At 65.7% G+C, this 19716-nt stretch carries 15 protein-coding genes and 1 pseudogene; 5 read left to right on the plus strand and 11 right to left on the minus strand.

The window, feature by feature from the left end; all coding sequences use genetic code 11:
- Positions 1 to 153 precede the first annotated feature (153 nt).
- On the plus strand, positions 154 to 1446 hold the full coding sequence (locus BN1136_RS17220; protein WP_043758752.1) for an HAAAP family serine/threonine permease: 1293 nt from the start codon (positions 154 to 156) through the stop codon (positions 1444 to 1446).
- Positions 1447 to 1581: 135 nt separating this feature from the next.
- Positions 1582 to 2859 (plus strand): L-methionine/branched-chain amino acid transporter, encoded by a 1278-nt coding sequence (gene yjeH, locus BN1136_RS17225; protein WP_043758754.1) that lies wholly within the window; start codon positions 1582 to 1584, stop codon positions 2857 to 2859.
- A gap of 42 nt (positions 2860 to 2901) precedes the next feature.
- Here the strand turns inward: yjeH and BN1136_RS17230 are convergent, their stop codons facing one another.
- The 4 genes from BN1136_RS17230 to BN1136_RS17245 form a co-directional block, all read right to left on the minus strand.
- The gene (locus BN1136_RS17230; protein ID WP_043758757.1) at positions 2902 to 3441 is read right to left on the minus strand and encodes a GNAT family N-acetyltransferase; all 540 of its coding nucleotides are present in this window, start codon (positions 3439 to 3441) and stop codon (positions 2902 to 2904) included.
- Positions 3442 to 3513: 72 nt separating this feature from the next.
- Positions 3514 to 5247, minus strand: a complete 1734-nt coding sequence (locus BN1136_RS17235; RefSeq protein WP_043758758.1) for an ABC-F family ATP-binding cassette domain-containing protein — start codon at positions 5245 to 5247, stop codon at positions 3514 to 3516.
- A 353-nt stretch (positions 5248 to 5600) separates the two neighbouring features.
- Positions 5601 to 6038 carry a PliI family lysozyme inhibitor of I-type lysozyme gene (locus BN1136_RS17240; RefSeq protein WP_043758760.1) on the minus strand — a complete coding sequence of 146 codons (438 nt, stop codon included), beginning with the start codon at positions 6036 to 6038 and terminating at the stop codon, positions 5601 to 5603.
- 111 nt (positions 6039 to 6149) lie between these two features.
- Positions 6150 to 8180 carry a M13 family metallopeptidase gene (locus BN1136_RS17245; protein ID WP_043758761.1) on the minus strand — a complete coding sequence of 677 codons (2031 nt, stop codon included), beginning with the start codon at positions 8178 to 8180 and terminating at the stop codon, positions 6150 to 6152.
- A gap of 128 nt (positions 8181 to 8308) precedes the next feature.
- Between BN1136_RS17245 and tilS the strand changes: the two genes are divergently transcribed.
- A complete protein-coding gene (gene tilS / locus BN1136_RS17250) occupies positions 8309 to 9646 on the plus strand; it encodes a tRNA lysidine(34) synthetase TilS (protein WP_043808984.1) in 1338 nt (445 codons plus the stop codon).
- Positions 9647 to 9689: 43 nt separating this feature from the next.
- Here the strand turns inward: tilS and BN1136_RS17255 are convergent, their stop codons facing one another.
- Positions 9690 to 10592: a GGDEF domain-containing protein gene (locus tag BN1136_RS17255; protein WP_043758762.1), complete on the minus strand. Its 903-nt coding sequence runs from the start codon at positions 10590 to 10592 to the stop codon at positions 9690 to 9692.
- Between the two features lie 242 nt (positions 10593 to 10834).
- Between BN1136_RS17255 and BN1136_RS17260 the strand changes: the two genes are divergently transcribed.
- Positions 10835 to 12787, plus strand: coding sequence for a monovalent cation:proton antiporter family protein (locus tag BN1136_RS17260; protein ID WP_043758764.1), 1953 nt, complete (start codon positions 10835 to 10837; stop codon positions 12785 to 12787).
- A gap of 27 nt (positions 12788 to 12814) precedes the next feature.
- On the opposite strand, the gene BN1136_RS17265 is transcribed toward BN1136_RS17260, so the two are convergent.
- The 5 genes and pseudogenes from BN1136_RS17265 to BN1136_RS17280 all read right to left on the minus strand — a co-directional run bounded on the left by BN1136_RS17265 (position 12815) and on the right by BN1136_RS17280 (position 16616).
- Positions 12815 to 13975 carry a patatin-like phospholipase family protein gene (locus BN1136_RS17265; protein WP_043758766.1) on the minus strand — a complete coding sequence of 387 codons (1161 nt, stop codon included), beginning with the start codon at positions 13973 to 13975 and terminating at the stop codon, positions 12815 to 12817.
- A 117-nt stretch (positions 13976 to 14092) separates the two neighbouring features.
- A complete protein-coding gene (locus tag BN1136_RS17270) occupies positions 14093 to 14950 on the minus strand; it encodes an alpha/beta hydrolase (protein WP_043758768.1) in 858 nt (285 codons plus the stop codon).
- 70 nt (positions 14951 to 15020) lie between these two features.
- Positions 15021 to 15602, minus strand: a complete 582-nt coding sequence (locus BN1136_RS17275) for a TetR/AcrR family transcriptional regulator (protein ID WP_043758772.1) — start codon at positions 15600 to 15602, stop codon at positions 15021 to 15023.
- A 258-nt stretch (positions 15603 to 15860) separates the two neighbouring features.
- Positions 15861 to 15935, minus strand: a pseudogene (locus tag BN1136_RS20320) (DNA-binding response regulator); the annotation flags it as partial.
- Between the two features lie 36 nt (positions 15936 to 15971).
- Entirely contained in the window at positions 15972 to 16616 is a 645-nt protein-coding gene (locus BN1136_RS17280; RefSeq protein WP_043758774.1) for a response regulator transcription factor, read from the minus strand.
- Positions 16617 to 16773: 157 nt separating this feature from the next.
- Here BN1136_RS17280 and BN1136_RS17285 point away from each other — a divergent pair, with 157 nt between their 5' ends.
- Positions 16774 to 17400: a glutathione S-transferase N-terminal domain-containing protein gene (locus tag BN1136_RS17285; protein ID WP_043758776.1), complete on the plus strand. Its 627-nt coding sequence runs from the start codon at positions 16774 to 16776 to the stop codon at positions 17398 to 17400.
- Positions 17401 to 17462: 62 nt separating this feature from the next.
- On the opposite strand, the gene BN1136_RS17290 is transcribed toward BN1136_RS17285, so the two are convergent.
- Positions 17463 to 19586 (minus strand): alpha-amylase, encoded by a 2124-nt coding sequence (locus BN1136_RS17290; protein WP_043758778.1) that lies wholly within the window; start codon positions 19584 to 19586, stop codon positions 17463 to 17465.
- Positions 19587 to 19716 lie beyond the last annotated feature (130 nt).

Consider the following 19716-nt stretch of genomic DNA (forward strand, 5'->3'; position numbering starts at 1 on the left):
TGCAATTCGGTTGTCGCGGGACGCGATGGCCCCATTGCCCTGGCGTGAGAGCACAACCACAGGGATGAACAGCAGCAGTTCCAGGGACGAGGAACCGGCCAGATGGCCAATAAGCAACGAGATTCCACTTTCCTTGATGACAGGAACACCCCTATGTCTGACATGAACATTGCAGTTGAAGGCAGCTTAAGCAAAGCCTCCTCCCGTGGCATCAACAAGGCCGATGTGGTCTGGATGCTGGGTCTGTACGGTACCGCCATCGGTGCCGGTGTCCTCTTCCTGCCGATCAATGCCGGTGTAGGTGGCCTGTGGCCGCTGGTCGCCATGTTGATCCTGGCCCTGCCGCTGACCTTCTTCGCCCACCGCGGCCTGACCCGCTTCGTGCTGTCCGGCTCCACCCGTGATGGCGACATCACCGAGGTGGTGGAAGAGCACTTCGGCAAGACCGCAGGCAAGTTCATCACCCTGCTCTACTTCTTCGCCATCTACCCCATCCTGTTGATGTACTCGGTCGCCATCACCAACACCGTCGAGAGCCTGATGGTGCACCAGCTGGGCATGACTGCTCCTCCCCGTGCCATCCTCTCCCTGGCGCTGATCCTGGGTCTGATGGCCATCGTCCGCCTCGGCGGTCAGGTCATCGTCAAGGCGATGAGCGTGCTGGTCTTCCCGTTCGTGCTGACCCTGATGGGCCTGGCGCTCTACCTGATCCCGCACTGGAACGGTGCCATCATCACCGAAGCACCGGCGCTGGGCGATGCCTTCAACGGCGACTTCCTCAAGACCCTGTGGCTGGCCATCCCGGTCATGGTGTTCTCCTTCAACCACTCCCCGATCATCTCCTCCTTCGCGGTGGACAACAAGGGTCGTTACGGTGAGAACGCCGAGAAGAAGTGCAGCAACATTCTGCTGGGCGCCCACGTCATGATGGTGATGACAGTGATGTTCTTCGTGTTCAGCTGCGTGCTGAGCCTCTCCCCGGCCGATCTGGCGGCCGCCAAGGAGCAGAACATCTCCATCCTCTCCTACCTGGCCAACCACTTCGACAACCCGGTGATCGCCACCGTGGCGCCGCTGATTGCCATGGTTGCCATCAGCAAGTCCTTCCTGGGTCACTACCTGGGTGCGCAAGAAGGCATGAACGGCCTAATGGCCAAGTCCCTGCGCGAGAAGGGCAAGAACGTCGACGTCAAGCAACTGAACAAGGTGACCGCGATCTTCATGATCCTGACCACCTGGGCCGTGGCCACCATCAACCCGAGCATCCTCGGCATGATTGAAGACCTGGGCGGCCCCATCATCGCGATGCTGCTGTTCCTGATGCCCATGTACGCCATCGCCAAGGTGCCGGCCATGCGCAAATATGCTGGCAACCTCAGCAACGGCTTCGTGACCCTCATCGGCCTCATCGCCATGTCCGGTATCCTCTACAAGCTGATTGCCTGATAACGCCGGTCAATCCGTTGAATGAAAAAGCCGCCTCGCCAGAGGCGGCTTTGTTGTTTGCGGCGCAGAGTGCTTAACAAAGGGGCGAGGGAGGCCTAACATGGCGGGATGTTTTTCTAGACAGGACAAAAGGATATGTCTGGGTTGAAAAAGGATCTCGGGCTCTGGCAGGGGATGGGGCTGCTCGCCACCTCATTGCTCGGCACCGGGATCTTCGTGGTGCCAGCGACGGCCGCCTCCCTGGCGGGCGGGGCGTCCCTCTGGGCCTGGTTGCTGCTGATTGCGCTGGTGCTGCCCATCGCCTTTACCTTCGCCCGCCTCGGCCGTCGTTATCCCCACGCGGGAGGCGCCCCCCATCTGATTGGCCTTGCCTTTGGCAACGGCGCCGAGCGCTTCTCCGCCTTCCTGTTTCTGGCGGTGCTGCCGGTGGGCCTGCCCGCCGCCCTCACCATCGCCGCCGGTTTCTGGCACGCCCTGTTCGACATGGGGGAGTGGACCCTGTGGGGCATCCAGCTGCTCACCCTGCTCGGGGTCTTCCTGCTGGGGCTGCGCGGGGCGCGCTCCTCCGGCAACCTGCAACTGCTGATCGCGCTCGCCATTTTGGGGCTCACCCTGCTCATCTGGTTCAAGGGGGATCTGAGCTGGCGCGACGCGGATCAGCCGTTGCCGACGGCGAGCGAGTGGCCCGCCATGGGCTCGGCCCTGGCGGTGATGTTCTGGTGTTTCGTGGGGCTCGAGGCCTTCGCCCACATGGGGGAGGAGTTCAAGCGGCCAGAGCGGGACTATCCGCTGGCCCTGCTGGGCGGCGTGCTGCTGGCGGGGCTCATCTACTGGGTGCACTCCCTGGTGGTGCTGAAATACGGTCTCTACGGGGACGAGGCGACCAATGCCACCGCCATCCCGGCCCTGCTCTCCCTGCTGTTCGGTCCCACCGCCAAGTGGCTGGTGGCGGTGCTCGGCTACCTCTCCTGCTTCGCCAGCATCAACATCTACCTGCAAGGCTTCGCCCGGCTTATCTGGAGCATGGCGCGGGAGGGCAAGCTGCCCGCCTCCCTGGCCCGGCTCTCGGCCCGGGGCGCCCCTCTCCATGCCCTTGCCTGGGTGCTCGCCATCTGTTTCGTCTCCATCACCCTGATCCTCTGGCTGCGGTTGCCCCTCGACGAACTCATCCGCTATGCCAACGGCAACTTCGTGCTGGTCTACCTGCTCTGCATGGCGGCGGGCTGGCGCCTGCTCGGCGGGGTCGGCAAGGGGCTGGCGGGGGTGAGCGCTATGCTCTGCCTTGCCGTGCTGGTGGCCCTCGCCTCCCAGGTGCTCTATGCGGTGGCGCTGAGCGCGGGGTATGGTCTCTTCTCCCTGTGGCGACGCAGACGCCGCCGCACGTTGGCTGGCGACGTCTGCGCCATCAAGTAACCCCCGAAAAAAGCCCCGCACTGCGGGGCTTTTTGTTGCCGTTCAGCGGCGGGCTGGCAGGTCGCTTCGCAAGATGGCGTAGTGGCGCAGGGAGATGAAACCGTCCCCCTTTCGTTCGCACTCCCGCGCCGTGCCCTCGTAGTGAAAGCCGGCCTGCTCCAGCAGGCGGGCGGAGGGGAGGTTGGGCTCCTCCACCACCGCCAGCAGCCGGTGCAGCGCTGTGGTGCGATAAGTGAGCGGCAGCCACAGTTGCAGCGCCGCGCTCATCACCCCCTTGCCCCAATGCTCGGGATAGAGCCAGTAGCCCAGCTCGGCCCGCCGGTGAGTGGGGTCGGCATCGTTGTAGCCAATGGCGCCGAGCGGCTCGCTGGTGCGCCGGTCGCGTACCAGGTGCCAGGCGCCACGGCCGGTGCGGGTCAGCTCGGCATACCAATCCATCTGGACCTGGCAGGCCGTCAGGCTGTCGTAGCTGACGCCGTAGTAGGCGACGACCCGCGGATCGGAAAGGCCGCGGTAGATGTGGGGCAGGTCAGCGTCGGTGACGGGATCGAGCCGGATCTCGGGAAACATTGAGTCAGTCATGATGGTTCCTTGCGGCCAGCCGTGGCTGGCCGCGTGAGTTGAGTGTTAAAGGATGGATGATGCTGGCTGGCGTCAGGCAAGGTCGAGTAGGTCGGCAAGGCGTGCCAGCTCGTCACGCCACTGCTGCTGCAGGCGCGGGGTCTGGTGCCTGGGCTTGCGGGCCAGATCGGCGGCGAGCAGGGCATCGAGTTCATACCAGCGCGCCAGCAGAGCCTCTTCGTCATCCGTCGGGCCGGCCGGGGTCTGCCCCATGGCGGGGTCGGCCAGGCTTGCCTTGTCTGCTGCCGGCAAGGGCGGGTCGCCCAGCAGCTCGGCATAGGCCCGCTCGGCGCTGTGAGCCTCGTGGATGCGCCCGTCCCTGATCAGCCAGAAGCGGTTGCAGCTGCGCTCGATCAGCTCCCGATCGTGGGAGACCAGCAGCACGCCCCCCGGGAAGGCGGCGATGGCCTCGGCCAGCTCCTCCTTGCCCGCCAGATCCAGGTGGTTGGTGGGCTCGTCGAGCCAGAGCATGTGGTGGCTGCCGAGGGACAGGGCGAGAAACAGCAGCCGTGCCCGCTCGCCGCCGCTCAAGGTGCGCACCTGCTGGCCGTGGCGGGCATAGGGGAAGCCCGCCCGGATCAGCGCCTGTCGCCTCGTCACCTCAGGCAGAGGGGCCAGGTGGTACAGCGCGTCGCTCAGGGTGGCGTCGTCAGCCAGCTGCTGCAGGGACTGATCGTAATAGGCGATGCTGGCGCCGGGGTGGCAGTACCAGCCCGCCTGCGGGCTCTGCGCAGCCCGCTCGCGCCAGCACTGGCGCAGCAGGGAGGACTTGCCGGTGCCGTTGGCACCGAGCAGGGCGACCCTGTCACCCGCCCGCAGCCAGAGCCCTTCGGCCCGCAGCAGCGGCGGCAATGCCGGTGCCGGCGCCACGTCGAGGGCCTCCAGCCGCAGCAGGGTGTCGGCAGGCAGGCTCAGCCCGCGCAGCTCGAGCCGCCAGGGGGCTAGCGCCGCGACCTGGCTCTGCTCCTCCTGCAGGCGGGCGATGCGTTTTTCCATGGATTTGGCCTGGCGCACCAGCTTCTCGTTGTCATGCTCCCGCCCCCAGATGGCGAGGCGCTTGCTGCTGGCGCTCAGGCGGTCGATCTCTTTTTGCTCGTCCGCCCGGCGCAGGCGGGTCTGCTCATCCTCGGCGGCCAGGGTCGCTCTGGCCTGGCTGCAGGGCAGGGCGAAACGGTGCAGCTGGCCATCTCGCAGGATCAGGGTCTGCTCGGTGACCCTGTCCAGCAGGCGAGCGTCGTGGGAGACCAGCACGAAGGCGCCGCGCCAGCCCAGCAGAAACTGCTCGAGCCAGAGCAGGGCGGGCAAGTCCAAGTGGTTGCTGGGCTCATCGAGCAGCAGCAGGTTGGGTTGACGCAGCAGAGCGCGCCCTATCTGCAGCCGGCTGTGCTGGCCGCCGCTCAGGGCACTGACCGGCAGCGCGGCCTGGGCTTCCAGCTGCAGCTCGGCCAGCAGCTTGTCCACCTGCCACTCGGCGGCGGGGTCGTTGCCCAGGGCATCCAGCAGCACGGCGCGGGTGCTGAGGGGGGAAAGCCTGGCGGGCAGTTGCTGGGCCACGAACTCGCAGCGGCAGGCAGCGGCCTGCACGACCCGACCGGCCTGGGGCGTGCGCTCGCCCGCCAGCAGCGCCAGCAATGTGCTCTTGCCGCAGCCGTTGGCGCCAATCAGGCCGAGCCGGTCGCCTGCGCGGATGCCGAGTTCGAGGTGGTCAAATAACGGAAGGTGCCCCGCACTCATCTGCAGGGAATGGGTACTCATCAGGGTTGTCATGCTCTTGCTCTCTTAAATCGCGGGATCGAAGATCCCTGTCATCAGGAGCGCTGGCGACAACGGCAGAGTCGAGAAAGGTCTCGGTATGGAAGGGAGTCGGCTTTGCTCGAACCCGCTATCGCAGCGCGATGGTATGCAGGCAAGAGCAGGCAAATGTGCCGAACAGGCGAGCCGAGAACATCGGACACGCTTGGATAACCATTTTTACCTCCTTGTGTTTCGTTATGGCACGGTGCGGCGATTATAAGCGCATAAAAAATGAGCGTCTATCCGTGGTATGGGGGGCTGTGGGCGCCGCATCGGAAGGCGCGGAAAAAAAACGCCCCGCTGGGCGGGGCGTGGTGATGGGGGGATCAGTCGTGAGGGGTCTTGAGGGCCTCTATCACATCGTCCTTGGGGGCCAGCCCCTCCACGTGGTTGAAGCTCTCCAGCCCCTCCCGGGGCTTGATGGTGAGTGCGTCGGCGCTCAGGTAGCTGCCGCTGCCGGCACTCTCGATCACGACGATGAGTTCGGGCTGCTTGTCGCCGTCGAGATCCAGCAGCTTGAGTTCCTTGATGCTGCCATCGCGGGGCAGCACCTTGCCGTCGATGAACTGATCCAGCGGGAACTGGGGGTTGGCGCCGGAGTAGAGGCGCACGTCGTAACTGCCGGTGGAGGCCGGCTCGCCGCGCCCCTCGCTGACGGTCACTACCTGGCCTGAGGGGAGCGTCAGCTGTTTGAAGAACCCGTCCGCCGCCTGGCTGGCGAGGGGCAGGGTGAGCAGGCCGAGTGTCATGAGCAAGGCTTTCATCGGTTTGACCCTTGTTACTGCGGTGGCGGCTGCCCGCCACCTGTGTCACTGTGCGGGCCGGCCGGGCAATCCCCGTCGGCCTGCGTCATCCGCCCCTCATCGGGGCCATCATTACCAGATCTTGACCCGTTTGGCCGGGTCCAGATAGAGCTTGTCACCCGGCTGGATGTTGAACGCCTCGTAGAAGGCGGGGATGTTCGGTACCACACCGTTGACCCGGTACTCGGGCGGCGAGTGGGGATCCGAGGCGAGCAGCATCTGCATCAGCTCGGGGCGATACATGCCCTTCCACACCTGGGCCCAGCCGAGGAAGAAGCGCTGCTCACCGGTGAAGCCGTCCAGCACCGGGGCCTCCTTGCCATCCAGGGACAGCAGGTAGGCCTTGTGGGCGATGGTGAGTCCGCCGAGATCGCCGATGTTCTCCCCCAGGGTGAACTGGCCGTTGACGTACTGGCCCTTGATGGGTTCGAAGCGGTTGTACTGGGCCACCAGCCGGCTGGTGCGGAACCTGAACTCCTTGAGATCGGCCGGCGTCCACCAGTCGCGCATCACGCCGTCGCCGTCGGATTTGGCCCCCTGATCATCAAAACCGTGGCCCATCTCGTGGCCGATCACCCCGCCGATGGCACCGTAGTTGACCGCGTCATCCGCCGTCATGTCGAAGAAGGGAGGCTGCAAGATGGCGGCAGGGAAGACGATCTCGTTGTTGCTCGAGTTGTAGTAGGCGTTCACGGTCTGGGGTGACATGTGCCACTCGTCCCTGTCCACCGGCTTGCCGAGGCGCGCCAGGTTGTCGGCGTATTCGAAGGCGCGGGCGCGCAGCAGGTTGCCCACCAGATTATCGGATCGGATCTCGATGGCGCTGTAGTCCTTCCACTTGTCCGGATAGCCTATCTTGGGCCTGAACTTGGCGAGCTTCTCGAGGGCCTGGGCCTTGGTCGCCGGCGACATCCAGTCCAGCTCCTGGATGCTCTGGCCGTAGGCGGTGCGCAGGTTCTCCACCAGCTGCTCCATGCGGGCCTTGGCCGCTGGCGGGAAGTAGCGCTCCACGTAGAGCTTGCCCACCGCCTCCCCCAGGTTGTTGTCCAGCACGCCGAGGGCCCTCTCCCAGGGGGCGCGCTGCTTGGGCGTGCCGCTCAGGGTGGTGCCGAAGAAGGCGAAGCTCTGATCATCGGTCTGGCTGTCGAGGTAGGGGGCGTAATCGGTGATGAGCTGCCACTTGAGGTAAGCCTGCCAGTCGCCCATGGGGGTCTGCGCCATCAGGCCGTTCAGGGCCGCGAGGTAGCTCGGCTGACCGATGACCAGGCTCTGCTGTCCCGCGAGGCCGGCCTGGCCGAGATAGGCGTCCCAGTCGATGGCGGGGGCGAGGCGCTTGAGTTCGCTCACTGGCCCCTTGTTGTAGTTCTTCTCCCGATCCCGCAGGGCCACGTTGTCCCACTGGATGCGGGCGATCGCCGTCTCGAGGGCCAGGATGCGTTTGGCCTTGGCCCCCGCATCCGCCTCACCGAAGCGGGCCAGCATGGCGGCGATGTGCTGCTCGTATTTTTGCAAGAGCGCCTGACTGTTGGCGTCGGTCTTGAGGTAGTAGTCCCTGTCCGGCAGGCCGAGCCCGGACTGGTAGAGGTAGACTGCATAGCTGTCCGGCGCCTTGGCGTCCGCGTCTATCCAGAAGCCGAAGGGGGCGTTGCCACCGGTGCGGGCGCTCTGGGCGAAGGCGCGGGCGAGCTCCTGGCTGCTGCCGATACGGTCGATGGCGCTCAGCATGGGCAGCAGGGGGGTAGTCCCCTTGGCATCTCGGGTCTTCTTATCCAGGTAGCTCTGGTAGAGATCGCGGATCTGCTGGGCCGGGGTGCCGGCGGCGGCCTTGCCGTCCAGCCCTTCCACCAGCACCCGCACGTCCGCCAGGGATTTGTCCCGCAACAGGTAGAAGGCACCGTCTGCGGGCCTGTCGTCCGGGATCTTGGCGGTGGCCAGCCAGTGGCCGTTCACATAACGGAAGAAGTCGTCACCGGGTTTGACGCTGGTGTCCATGTTGGCCAGCGCGAGGCCGGAGTGCTTGTCTGCGCCATCCGGTGCCTGACTGCAACCGGCCAGCAGGGCCAGCCCGACGAGGGCGGCCAGTATGCTTTTCTTGTTGTTCATTATGTTGGATTCCAATTCGGGTTATACGGCTTCCTTGCCCACGCAGGGAGCGCCTCACTCTAGCAGTCGGGTTAGCGCTTGATAAGCCCGACTCTGCTAAGATCGGCCAGGTCGTATTGGGGAAGCCTATGATTTCTCGTATTTATTCTCGTTTTTGTCAGACCCTGCCCGCGCCGGAAGGTTCCCGTGGCCTGCTGGTGGCCTTCAGCGGCGGGCTCGATTCCACCGTGCTGCTGGTGCTGGCGGCCCGCTTCGCCCGGGAGCACGGCCTTGCCCTGCGCGCCCTGCACGTGCACCACGGCCTGAGCCCAAATGCCGACGAGTGGGTGGCCCACTGCGAAGGGGTGTGCCAGCAACTGGCGGTGCCGCTCATCACTGCGCGGGTGCAGCTGCAACGGGGCAGTGGGGACAGCCTGGAGGCACAGGCCCGCGAGGCCCGCTATCAGAGCCTTGCCGCTCATCTGGGGGAGGGGGAGTGGCTGCTCACGGCCCACCATCAGGACGATCAGCTGGAGACCCTGCTGCTGGCGCTCAAGCGTGGCGCCGGCCTGCGCGGTCTGGCGGGCATGGTGCCGAGCCAGCCCTTTGCCTGTGGTCTGTTGCTGCGCCCCTTGCTCGAGGTGAGCCGGGCCGAGCTGGCCGATGCAGCCGCCACCCTGCCCCATGGCTGGGTGGAGGACGAGAGCAACCAGGACACCCGCTATGACCGCAACTTCTTGCGCCAGCAGCTCATCCCGCTCCTCAAGGCGCGCTGGCCCGCCATGGCCCAGACGGCGGCGCGTACCATGGCGATCTGTGCCGAGCAGGAGGTGCTGATAAACGAACTGGCCGAGTCGGATTGGCAACGGGCCGGTGAGGGGGAGGCGCTGCGCATCGCCCCTCTGCATGCATTATCCGCAGCCCGTCGCAACAACCTGCTGCGTTACTGGATCCGCCGCCAGGGGGGGGAGATGCCGTCCCGGGAGCTGCTCGGTCTGCTGTGGCAGGAGGTGGCGCTGGCGCGGGACGACGCCAACCCCAGGCTGGGCCTGCAGGGGCTGGAGTGCCGCCGCCATCAGGGGAGACTGCATCTGGTGGCGCCGGATCTCGCGCCCCGTGAGGAGGTGTTGCCCATCCGACTCGGGGAGGCTGTCCCCCTGCCGGATGGTCTGGGGACGTTCAGGTTGTGGTCATCGGGCGGGGAGGGGCTGCGGGCGCCCCGGGCGGACGAGCCGCTCTCGATACGCTTCCAGGTGGCGCCCGGCAGCATGCTCAAGCCGACAGGACGAGGGGGGAGCCGGCGGCTCAAGAAGCTGCTGCAGGAGTACGGGGTTCCCTCCTGGCTGCGGGGGCGCATTCCCATCCTCTATTACGGGGAGCAGGCTGCTCTGGTGGCCGGGCTCTTCGTCTGTGACGGATTTATGACGCCGGAAGGCGGGGTGGGATGGGAGTGGCGGCGAGCCGCCCCCGTGGACGGTGAGATATAGGGCGAGTCATGAAGGGCGGCCCTGACAGGGGACGCCCTGGCCCCTAGTCGGGGGTGCCGGTTCCCCCGGCTTTCTTGCGGGCGTAGAGGTGGGCATCCGCCGCCCCGTAGAGCCGCTCCACATCCATGCCGGCGTGCCAGCTCGCGGCCCCCAGGCTGCATCCCACCGAGAAGGCGCTGAGCTCCTTGTGGCTCTGCAGCACATGTTGCAGCCGCAGCCAGACCGGACGCCAGGCCTCGGGATCGGCGGGTTGCAGCAGCAGGGCGAACTCATCCCCGCCGAGGCGAAACGCCTGGTCCGTGCCGCGAATGCACCCCTGCAGCAGCTGGGCGAAGCGGCTCAGCACCAGATCGCCCACCGGGTGCCCCCAGGTGTCGTTGACCTGCTTGAAGCGATCGAGATCCAGCAGCACCAGCACCAGGCCGTGGGGCTCCCGGCAGTGCTGTTCCACCGCCCGGCCGATGGCCTCGTCGAAGTAGGCGCGATTGCCGAGCCCGGTCAGGTGATCGAGTCGTACCTGGCGCTCCAGCTGAGCCAGTCGCAGATAGAGCGGCAAGGGGAGGCAAAGCAGCCGGTGATACTGCTCCAGCTGCCGGCGCTGGCCATCCCCCAGGGGCTGTTCCAGCTCGTATTGCAGCTGGCCGAGCAACTGTTCGTGCTGGCCCCGCAGCTCGAAGCGATAGCTGTGCAGCACCAGTCTGGCCTGGGGGGGGCGAGAGATGAGAGCGTGAGGCTGGCCGCAGTCGAAATGGAGCGTATGGATCCGGACAATGCTTGCCACCCGCGCGGCAAAGATTGCCAGCAGGGCGTCAAGATCCCGTTGTACCAGCAACTGCTCGAGCTGCTGATAGCCATCCTGGCCGCTCAGGGGCGCAAGCCGCTCCATCTGCTGTACCCACTGCTCTATGCCATGTCCGAAGCCGTTCAATGACGATGTGTTTTCCACCTTGCAGCCCTTACACCTCTCTACTCGTTGGGCGGGTTCCTGCAATCCTTGTGCCCAAAATATGTCCGATGCCAAACAAAAGGGCTGGCTAGGCTTAACGGGATGAAACGGGAAGGAAAATGAAGGGGGGGTTCTCCCTTCAGGCACCAGCCCGATGGCGTCAGAAGGGGCGGGAGCGTGTCGCCTCGACGTCCCCGGAGGCCCTGGCAGCCGGGCCATCCACAACAAAAAGGGAGGGATGAGTGTACACAGACGTGTTGATCCTGCTGCTGTTTGCAGTCCTGCTGGTGGCCATCTTCCGGCGCCTCGGCCAGCCGGTGATCCTCGCCTATCTGTTCGTCGGCATGCTGCTCGGTCCCCATGGGGCGGCCATCGTCACCGGGCAGGCCATGATGCAGACCATAGGGGAGCTTGGCATCGTCTTTCTGATGTTCTCCCTCGGCCTCGAATTCTCGCTGCCACGCCTGCTCGCCATGCGCAAGCTGGTGCTGGGGGTCGGCAGTCTGCAGGTGCTGTTCACCTCGTTGCTGTTTTTTCTGCTCGCCTGGTGGTGGGGGCTGAGCCTCCCCCAGTCGCTGGTGGTGTCGGGCACCCTGGCACTCTCTTCCACCGCCGTGGTGATCAAACAGCTCGGCGAGCTCAAACAGATGCATACCCGGCGGGCCCAGCTCGGAGTGAGCGTCCTGCTGTTCCAGGATCTCGCCGTGGTGCCCTTGCTGGTGATGATCCCCATACTGGCCCGGCCCGAGGTGCAGGGTAGCGCCCTGCTGGCGGAGGTGGCCTGGGCATCGCTCAAGGGGCTGCTCGCCCTGTCGGTCCTGCTGGCGGTGGGCAAGTGGCTGCTGCCCATGGTGTTTCACGAGGTGGCGCGGGCTCGCTCCGACGAACTCTTCGTGCTCTGCACCCTGCTGGTGGCCTTGCTGGCCGCCTCCCTCACCCAGTGGATGGGGCTCTCCATGGCGCTGGGGGCCTTTCTCGCGGGCATGATGCTGGGGGAGTCCCACTATCGCCACCAGCTGGAGGTGGACATCAAGCCGTTTCGGGACGTGCTGATGGGGCTCTTCTTCATCACCATCGGCATGACCATGGACTGGACGCTGGTGGCGGGGGCCTGGTGGCAGCTGCTGCTGTGCGTGGCCGGCCTCATCCTGTGCAAGTCGCTGTTGGTCCTGCTGGCGGGGCGCCTGATGGGGGAGCGCAAGCGCGACGCCATGGCCGCCGGCATCATGCTGAGCCAGGTGGGGGAGTTCGGCTTCGTGCTGCTGGCGCTGGCGAGCCACCATGGCCTGCTGGATCACCGCCTGGTCTCCCTGCTCATCGGCATCGGCGTCATCTCCATCGCCCTCACTCCCTGGCTGGTGCTGCGGGCCCAGGGGCTGGCCCGCTCCCTCACCGATGCGTCCCTGCTCTCCCGCTCCGAGGTCGCCCAGTCGGGGCTGAGCAAGCACCAGCACGTCATCATCGCCGGGTTCGGCCGCACCGGGCAGACCTGCGCCCGTTTTCTCAAGCTCGAGGAGATCCCCTTTCTCGCGCTGGATCTGGACCCCGAGCGGGTGAGTGAGGCCAAGCAGGCGGGCGAGCAGGTGGCGTTCGGCGATGCCAGCCGCCGCGACATCCTGCTGGCCGCCGGCCTGCTGCGGGCGAGGCTGGTGATCATCACCTTCGACGATCGCAAGCGGGTCGACGCCATGCTGACGCTCATTCGGGAGCTGGCGGGGGATCTCAAGGTGCTGGTGCGCACCCGGGACGACAGCTTCCTCGAACACTACAAGCAGGCCGGCGCCTTCGAGGTGATCCCCGAATCCCAGGAGGGGGCCCTGATGCTGGTCTCCCACCTGCTGGTCAATTGCGACATCCCCATCGGCCGGGTGATCCGGCGGATGGAGCACGAGCGCAGCAGCCAGTACCGCTTCCTGCACGGCTTCTACTGGGGAGGCCAGAGTGCCGGCAACCTGGAGACGGATCAGCTGCTGGAACGGCTGCACCCGGTACTGCTGCACGATCAGGCCTGGGCAGTGGGGCGCAGGGTGCGGGAGCTCGTCCTGGACGAGGTGCGGATAAAGGCGGTGCATCGCGGGGAGCGCAGTCTGGAGCCCAGGGCGGATTTGCGGCTGTTGGCGGGGGATACCCTGGTGCTCTTCGGAACCGCCGTCGCCATGGAGCAGGCAGAGCAGCGCCTGCTGGAGGGGCGCTAGGCTTAGTTTGCGCCAAGGCCCCGGGGCTCAGGCGCCCTCGCGCAGGCGGGCCTCCTCTTTTTGCCCGGGCAGGTCCAGAAAGTCTTCGATGCGCTGGCGCTGCGCCAGCGCATCCTGGTAGCCCAGTTTGATCAGACGCTGGCAATAGCCGGGATCAAACATCAGGAAGCTGGCCAGGCTGCTGCTCTCCTCACCGTTGACCCCGAGCACCCGCAGCAGACGCCGCAGCTGGGTCGGGAGCCTCGGCAGATAATCGAGGGCGATGAGATCCAGATCCTGGCTCGGGCGGATGACGCAGGTCTCCACCTGGCGCAGTTTCAGGCGGCTGCGCTCCCGGGCCGGAATGAGGGAGAGAGTCTGGTTGATACGCCCGAGGCGCTCCAGATCCGAGTTCAGGGTGTCGGAGAAGATGGTGTTGAGCAGGTGGCCGGCGATGTTGGAGCTGGTCAGGTGCCCCTGACGGGGAGTCGGATTCTCCTCGTGGGGTGAGTCCAGGGTCACCAGCAGGATCCGCTCCGCCCCCAGGTGGATGGCGGGGCTGAGCGGGCTCAGCTGGTGGATGGAACCGTCGCCATAGACCCTGTCCCCGATGGCGGTGGCCGGAAAGACGAAGGGCAGGGCGGCGGAGGCCATCAGGTGATCCGAGGTGAGCAGGGTGCGCAAGCCGCGTCGCCTGGCCCGCTCCCAGGGCTGATGCTCGGCCCGCCCCTGGAAGAAGGTGGTGGAGAGTCCGTCGTCGTAGTCGGAGGCGGTGATGGCGATCGCCTCCAGGCTGCCGTAGAGGATGTTGTCGTCGATGCGATGGTAGTCGATGAGCTGATCCAGCAGGCGGCGCAGGGGCGCGTTGTCGAACAGGTGGAAGGCCCGGTTGCTCTGGGGCGTGATGAGGCCGGCCGAGCCCTGATAGAGGGTGCGCCACAGCAGCTGGCAGGGGTGAAAGTCGAAGATGTGGTGGGTCTCGAAACGGCGCCAGACCCACTCCAGCTTGCGCACCCCCAGGTGGAAGCAGGAGGCGTAGCACGCCAGAGCCGTGATGTTGAGGGCCCCTGCCGAGGTGCCGCACAGGATGGGGAAGGGGATGCCGATGTTGCGGGGGTAGAGCTCGGCCACCGCCTTGAGGACGCCGACCTGATAGGCGGCGCGAGCACCGCCACCGGTCAACAGAAGTGCTGTATTGGGTCTGGCCATGATGGTGCGCCTTATTGTGATCGCCAGGGCGGGTTGCCACCGCGCAATTTAACTATAAGACGCTGTATCGCGGATAAAAATGGGCCGCGCGCGCATTTTTTGCAGCCCGTTTTTAACTCAGTCCCGGGCAAGGGGCTGGCTCAGCTGGTCGAAGGCGGCGAAGACGGGGGGGCTCGCCAGGATGCGCCCATGGCCGAGGCCCCGGGTGCTCACCAGCCGGGTGCGGCCATCTTCCACCGCGCGCTGGGAATCCCGGTGCGGGGCAAACCTGTCCTCCTCGTCGTGGACTATGATGGCGGCCCCCGCTCGGCTGGCGAGCCGGCCAAGGGGGTCCACGGTGCTGAGCGGGTGCTGATATTCATGCTCTATCTCCTTGACCACCGCATCGAACAGCCGGATGGAGTAGCCGGAGCGGGCCACCATGCCGTAGAGCTGGGGCACGTAGTCGAGCACGGGGGAGATGAGCAGCAGCGGCAGCCCGTCGAGGGCGGGGTGACGGCTGCTGAGGGTAACGGCGCCCCCCATGCTGTGGGTGATGACCCCCTGAATCGGGCCGACGCGCTCGAGGATCTCGTCGAAGGCGCGCACGAAGCGGGGCAGGTGTCCCGTTTTCCCCTCGCTCTGGCCGTGGGCGGGGTGATCATAGGCGAGCGCCGTGTAGCCCTGGGCGGCGATATGGCTCATCAGGGGATAAAACTGGCTGGCGCTGCCAGACCAGCCGTGCATCAGCAGCCAGACCGGTCCCTGGCCGAGCCGGTAGCTCATCAGGGTACCCTCGCCGGTGTGGATGGCCTGCTGCACCAGGCCGGCCGGTGGTGGCGTATCCCTCGCGGGGCGCTGCGGAGTGAGCAGCAGCTTGCTGGCGGTGCGCCTGGCATGGGCGGGCGCCAGGGCGTGATGCAACCGGGTGCCGAGACCCAGCAGCAACTTGCTCGGGCTGAAGCGGCGGGTGTTGAAGTAGATCTTGCTGCTCATGATGGTCCTGTTGTTTTTATGTGCGAACGGTCGTGCTTTTTTGTCGGTTTTTAAAAATCAGTGTCGATACTCAGTGCCAGCTGGCCAGCAACAGTTCCACCTCGGGCCAGAAGTGGCGGCCCGGATCCTGGCTGAGATCCAGCGCATGGAACACCTGGTCCCCCAGATAGAGGCCATAGAGGCGGTAGACCGCGCGCCAGGGATCGAGATCGGCGCGCCACTCCCCCCTGGCCTGCCCCTGCACCACCTGGCGAGCCAGGTAATCGAGCCAGAAGCGCACCAGCCGGCGGGCGGCCTGCTGGACCTCCCCCTCCTGGGCCGACGTCCAGGCGTCGAGGAACATGCAGCGTCCGGCGAAGCTCTGGTTCCAGGCCAGCCAGGCCTGCAGCAGGGCGAGCAGCTTTGCCTGCTGGGTCTGGTGCTGCTGCTGGCGCACCGGCTGGATCACCCGCTCCCGAAACACCTCGGCGGAATGGGTGAGCACGGCGATCTGCAGGTTGTCGCGGGACTGGAAGTGGGCGAACAGACCGCTCTTGGACATCTCGCAGGCGGCGGCGAGCGAGCCTATGGTCAGGCTCTCCAGCCCCTGCTGGCTCGCATGCTCAAACGCGGTCTGCAAAATCGTGTCACGGGTCAGGCGCCCCTTGCTCATCCTGCTCTCCTTCGATGAAGAGTGGCAGCATAAAGTACGACCGTGCTATTTGTCGAGGAGCAAAGGCCGCACTCAGGGCGCCAGGGTGCGGTTTCTGGCGTCTGGCTTGCGAAGGACGGTGGTGAGATGGCGCAGCCGGGAAAAAACTCAGTCGTCCTTGATGCCCATCTGCTGCAGGGCGATGACCGCCTGGGTGCGGTTCTTGACGCCGGGTTTGCGGAAGGACATCGGGGATGTGCGCCTTTGGTACACGGAGGCTCAGTCGTCCTTGATGCCCATCTGCTGCAGGGCGATGACCGCCTGGGTGCGGTTCTTGACGCCGAGTTTGCGGAAGGACATCGGGGATGTGCGCCTTTGGTACACGGAGGCTCAGTCGTCCTTGATGCCCATCTGCTGCAAGGCGATGACCGCCTGGGTGCGGTTCTTGACGCCGAGTTTGCGGAAAATCGCGGTGATGTGCGCCTTGATGGTGGCCTCGGAGACGTTGAGCTCCCAGGCGATCTGCTTGTTGAGGCTGCCGTCCCGCAGCATGATCAGCACCTTGTACTGCTGGGGAGTGAGGCTGGCCAACTTGCTGGCGAAATCCGGGCCGTCGACGGGCTCGGGGTGGAGGGAGATACCCTCGGGCACCCAGTTGTCCCCCCCGATCACCGTATTGAGGGCGTTGACCAGCTCCTTCATGGGGACGGACTTGGGAATGAACCCCAGGGCCCCGAGGCGCAGCACCTGCTGGATGATGGCGGGATCTTCCGACGCCGAGACCACGACGATGGGCAGATCCGGATGGTGGCCGCGCAGATAGGCCAGCCCCTCGAACCCGTTGGCCCCGGGCATCTTGAGATCCAGCAGCAGCAGGTCGACGTCCGGGTGCTCGGCGAGCAGGTGACTCAGGCTGTCGATGGAGTCCGCTTCCAGCAGCCTGGCGTCGTCGATGGCCATGTGCACCGCTTGATAGAGGGCTCCCCGAAACAGGGGGTGGTCATCTGCGATGACGATGGTAAATTGGCTGTCCATTGCTCACATTGTTGCTAACTGATTGTTTTGAAAAATCAAACTAGCACTGCTCCCCAGGTGGGTCAAACCCGCGGGTGTGCAAATGTGAGGCGGCCATCGGATGTCGTGCCTGCCTGGCCGATACCGGGTCATGAACAACCCATGCAGGAGGCAATAGATGGGATCTCTGGTATTGACGGTGGGCACGGGCTCCACCTGGGCGATGAGGGCCGCACTGGTGCTGGCCATGAGCGGTCTGGAGTGGCAGGAGCAGGTATTCGATCTGGAGGATACCAGGGCGCTGCAACGGCTCAAGCGGGTGGCACCGGCCGGCCTGGTGCCCTGGCTCGATGACGGGGCGCTGCGCATCCACGACTCCCTGGCCATCGCCGAGTACCTGCACGAGCTGTGTCCGGAGCGTCGCCTCTACCCGACCGAGCGGGCCGAGCGGGCGCTCTCTCGCAGCCTGTGCGCCGAGCTGCACGCGGGCTTTGGCCAGATCCGCAGCCTGCTCCCCTTCTTCCTCGGCGCGCCGACCCAGAGCGAGCCACCGGTGGAGACCCTCGGCGAGCTGGCCCGGTTGCAGACGATCTGGTCCCAGGCCAGGGGCGCCTTCTACTTCGACGAGGCGGGCATCCTGGATGCCTTCTATGCGGTGATGGCCTACCGGCTGGCGAGCTACGGCATCCTGTTGCCCGGTCAGGCCGGCGCCTATCAGCAGGCCCTGCTGGCCTGGCCCCTGTGGCAGGAGACCCTGCTCAAGGCGCGCCTGCAGTGGCCGGTGGCGGCCCGTCACCCGGAGTAACCGGCGGGAATGAAGCGAAAAAGGGGGAGCTCATGGCTCCCCCCTTTTGCGTGTACTCAGCCTTATTTCTGCCGGCCGGCAAAGACCACCACTACCTTGTCCTCCCCTTTCTCCCGCACGAAGCTGTAGGGGGTATCGGAGATCTTCTGGTGGCTGCCCGCCGCAATGGCCGGGTGGGCGGCGCGGAACTGGCCGAGGCGCTGCCAGTGTTTGACCAGCCCGGCCTTCTCGCCGCTTGCCAGCTCCTGCCAGTTCATGTCCGAGCGCACGCTCTGATCGAACACGCCGCCGTCCTTGGCGAGCCCACGGCCCGACTCGTCCCCGTAGTAGATCTGGATGCCCCCCGGCAGCATCATGAAGCTGCTCGCGACCCGGCGCTGCAGCGGCACGTCCTGGTAGTCGCCGAAGAAGAGCTTGGTGTCGTGGGAGCTGATGTAGCTCAGCACGTTGAACTCGGGATCCTGGTTGATGCGGCTGGCGTAGCCGGCATAGGTGGGCTCGGCGCCTGCCATGCACTGGGCCTGGGGCAGGGCGAATTCACGCTGGTAGTCGAAGTTGATGAGGGAATCGAAGCCGTTCTGATACCAGAAGTCCTTGGCGACCCCGTGATCCCACACCTCGCCCACCATGTAGAAGGGGAGGTCATCGAGAGCCTTGTCCGGGTTGGCGGCCTTCCACTCCTTGAGCGCGGCGGTGCCCGCCTGCTTGAGCTTGGCCCAGACCGCGGGCTCCAGGTGCTTGACGGTGTCGGCCCGGAAGCCGTCGATGCCAAAGCGGCGCACCCAGTCGGTGTGCCAGGCGATGAGGTAATCGCTCACGGTGGCGTCGGGCAGGGCCTTGGCCCGCGTGTCTTTTTTCGCGGCCAGCAGCGGCGGCAAGCCCACCGGTCTGGTGGATTCGGTCAGAAAGTCCGGCAGCCCGGCCACCGAGCCGGTGACGTCGTCGGTGCCGGGCTGGGGGTAGCCGGGCAGACCGGCCCGCACCCAGTCGGGCCCCCACCACTTGCTCCACTCGCTTGACTGGTAGTCGATAAACTGGTTGTAGCCATGCCAGTTGAGGCCGCCGCTCGGGCGCCATTCGTTCCAGCGGGTCGGCAGCGTGCCGGTGTTCTGGGTGAGATCGGTGAGCCCCAGATCCTGCAGATCCGCCAGGGTGGCGTAGCCCGCGTGATTCATCACCACATCCAGGATGATCCGCATGCCGCGCTTGTGGGCCTCGTCCACCAGGGTCCTGAGGCTCTCCTCGTCGCCGTAGTTGGGGTCAATCCTGGTGAAGTCCAGGGCCCAGTAGCCGTGATAGGCGTAGAAGGGGAAGTTGCCCTGCTCGCCACCGCCGATGAAGCCGTGAACCTGCTCCACCATGGGGGTGATCCAGATGGCGTTGATGCCGAGCTGCTTGATGTAGTCGAGCTTCTCGGTCAGCCCCTTGAAGTCGCCGCCGTGCCAGGTGGCCACCTCGTCCTGTCCATCCTTCTGGCGGCCGAAGCTGTGATCATTGGCCGGATCGCCGTTGTGGAAGCGGTCGGTCAGCAGGAAATAGACGCTCGCCTGATCCCAGCTGAAGGGGGCGGCCTTGGCGGCCTTGACCGGTTCGAGCAGCAGGAGGCCGCCGCTCTCCTTGCTCGGCGTCAGGGTCACCTTGCCGCCCTTAACCACGACTTCCTGTCCCGAGTAGGCATCTCGCAGCCGGGTGCCGTCTGGCCAGACCCCCTTGAGTAAGGTCGTCACCGGGCCGCCATCCCAGCTGATGCAGGGCTCTTCCGGGGGCTGGCGTTTGAACTCGCTCTTCTTGGTCGCCCGCAGCACCTTGAGGCTGGGGGTATCCGGGTTGAAGGTGAACTCGTAGTCCCCCGCCAGCATCACCCTCAGGTTGAAGCTCGCCCCCTTGCTGCACTTGTCCATGGGCTGGGCGGTGCCGAAGGGAAGTGGCCTGGCCTCGGTCGGCCCAAAGCTGGTACCGCAGCTGTTGCCTGCATCGCTGATGCGGATCTGGTGGCTGCCCTTGTCCAGCCTGTGGGTCAGGGTGATTATGCCCTTGTCCAGCGTCAGCGCCCCGGCCACCGGCTTGCCATCCACGTGGAGATAGACCTCGGGGGCGGCCATCGCCTGACCGATGAACAGCGGTGTGGCGAGCACGGCAAGCCACAGGGGTGATGGGCGAAGAGCGGGGCGCGAAGAGAGACGCATAGGCCATTCCTTGAGCAGAGTGTGGAGTTTGGGGTCCGTTGAGGCACTCATTCTAGGGGGCATGACGGCGGGCTTGGACCGGCAAGATGCCGATTTGTGACGTCAGTTCAAATGGTTACGTTTTCAAGAA

Source organism: Aeromonas taiwanensis (genome assembly GCF_000820165.1).
GTDB classification, from domain to species: domain Bacteria; phylum Pseudomonadota; class Gammaproteobacteria; order Enterobacterales; family Aeromonadaceae; genus Aeromonas; species Aeromonas taiwanensis.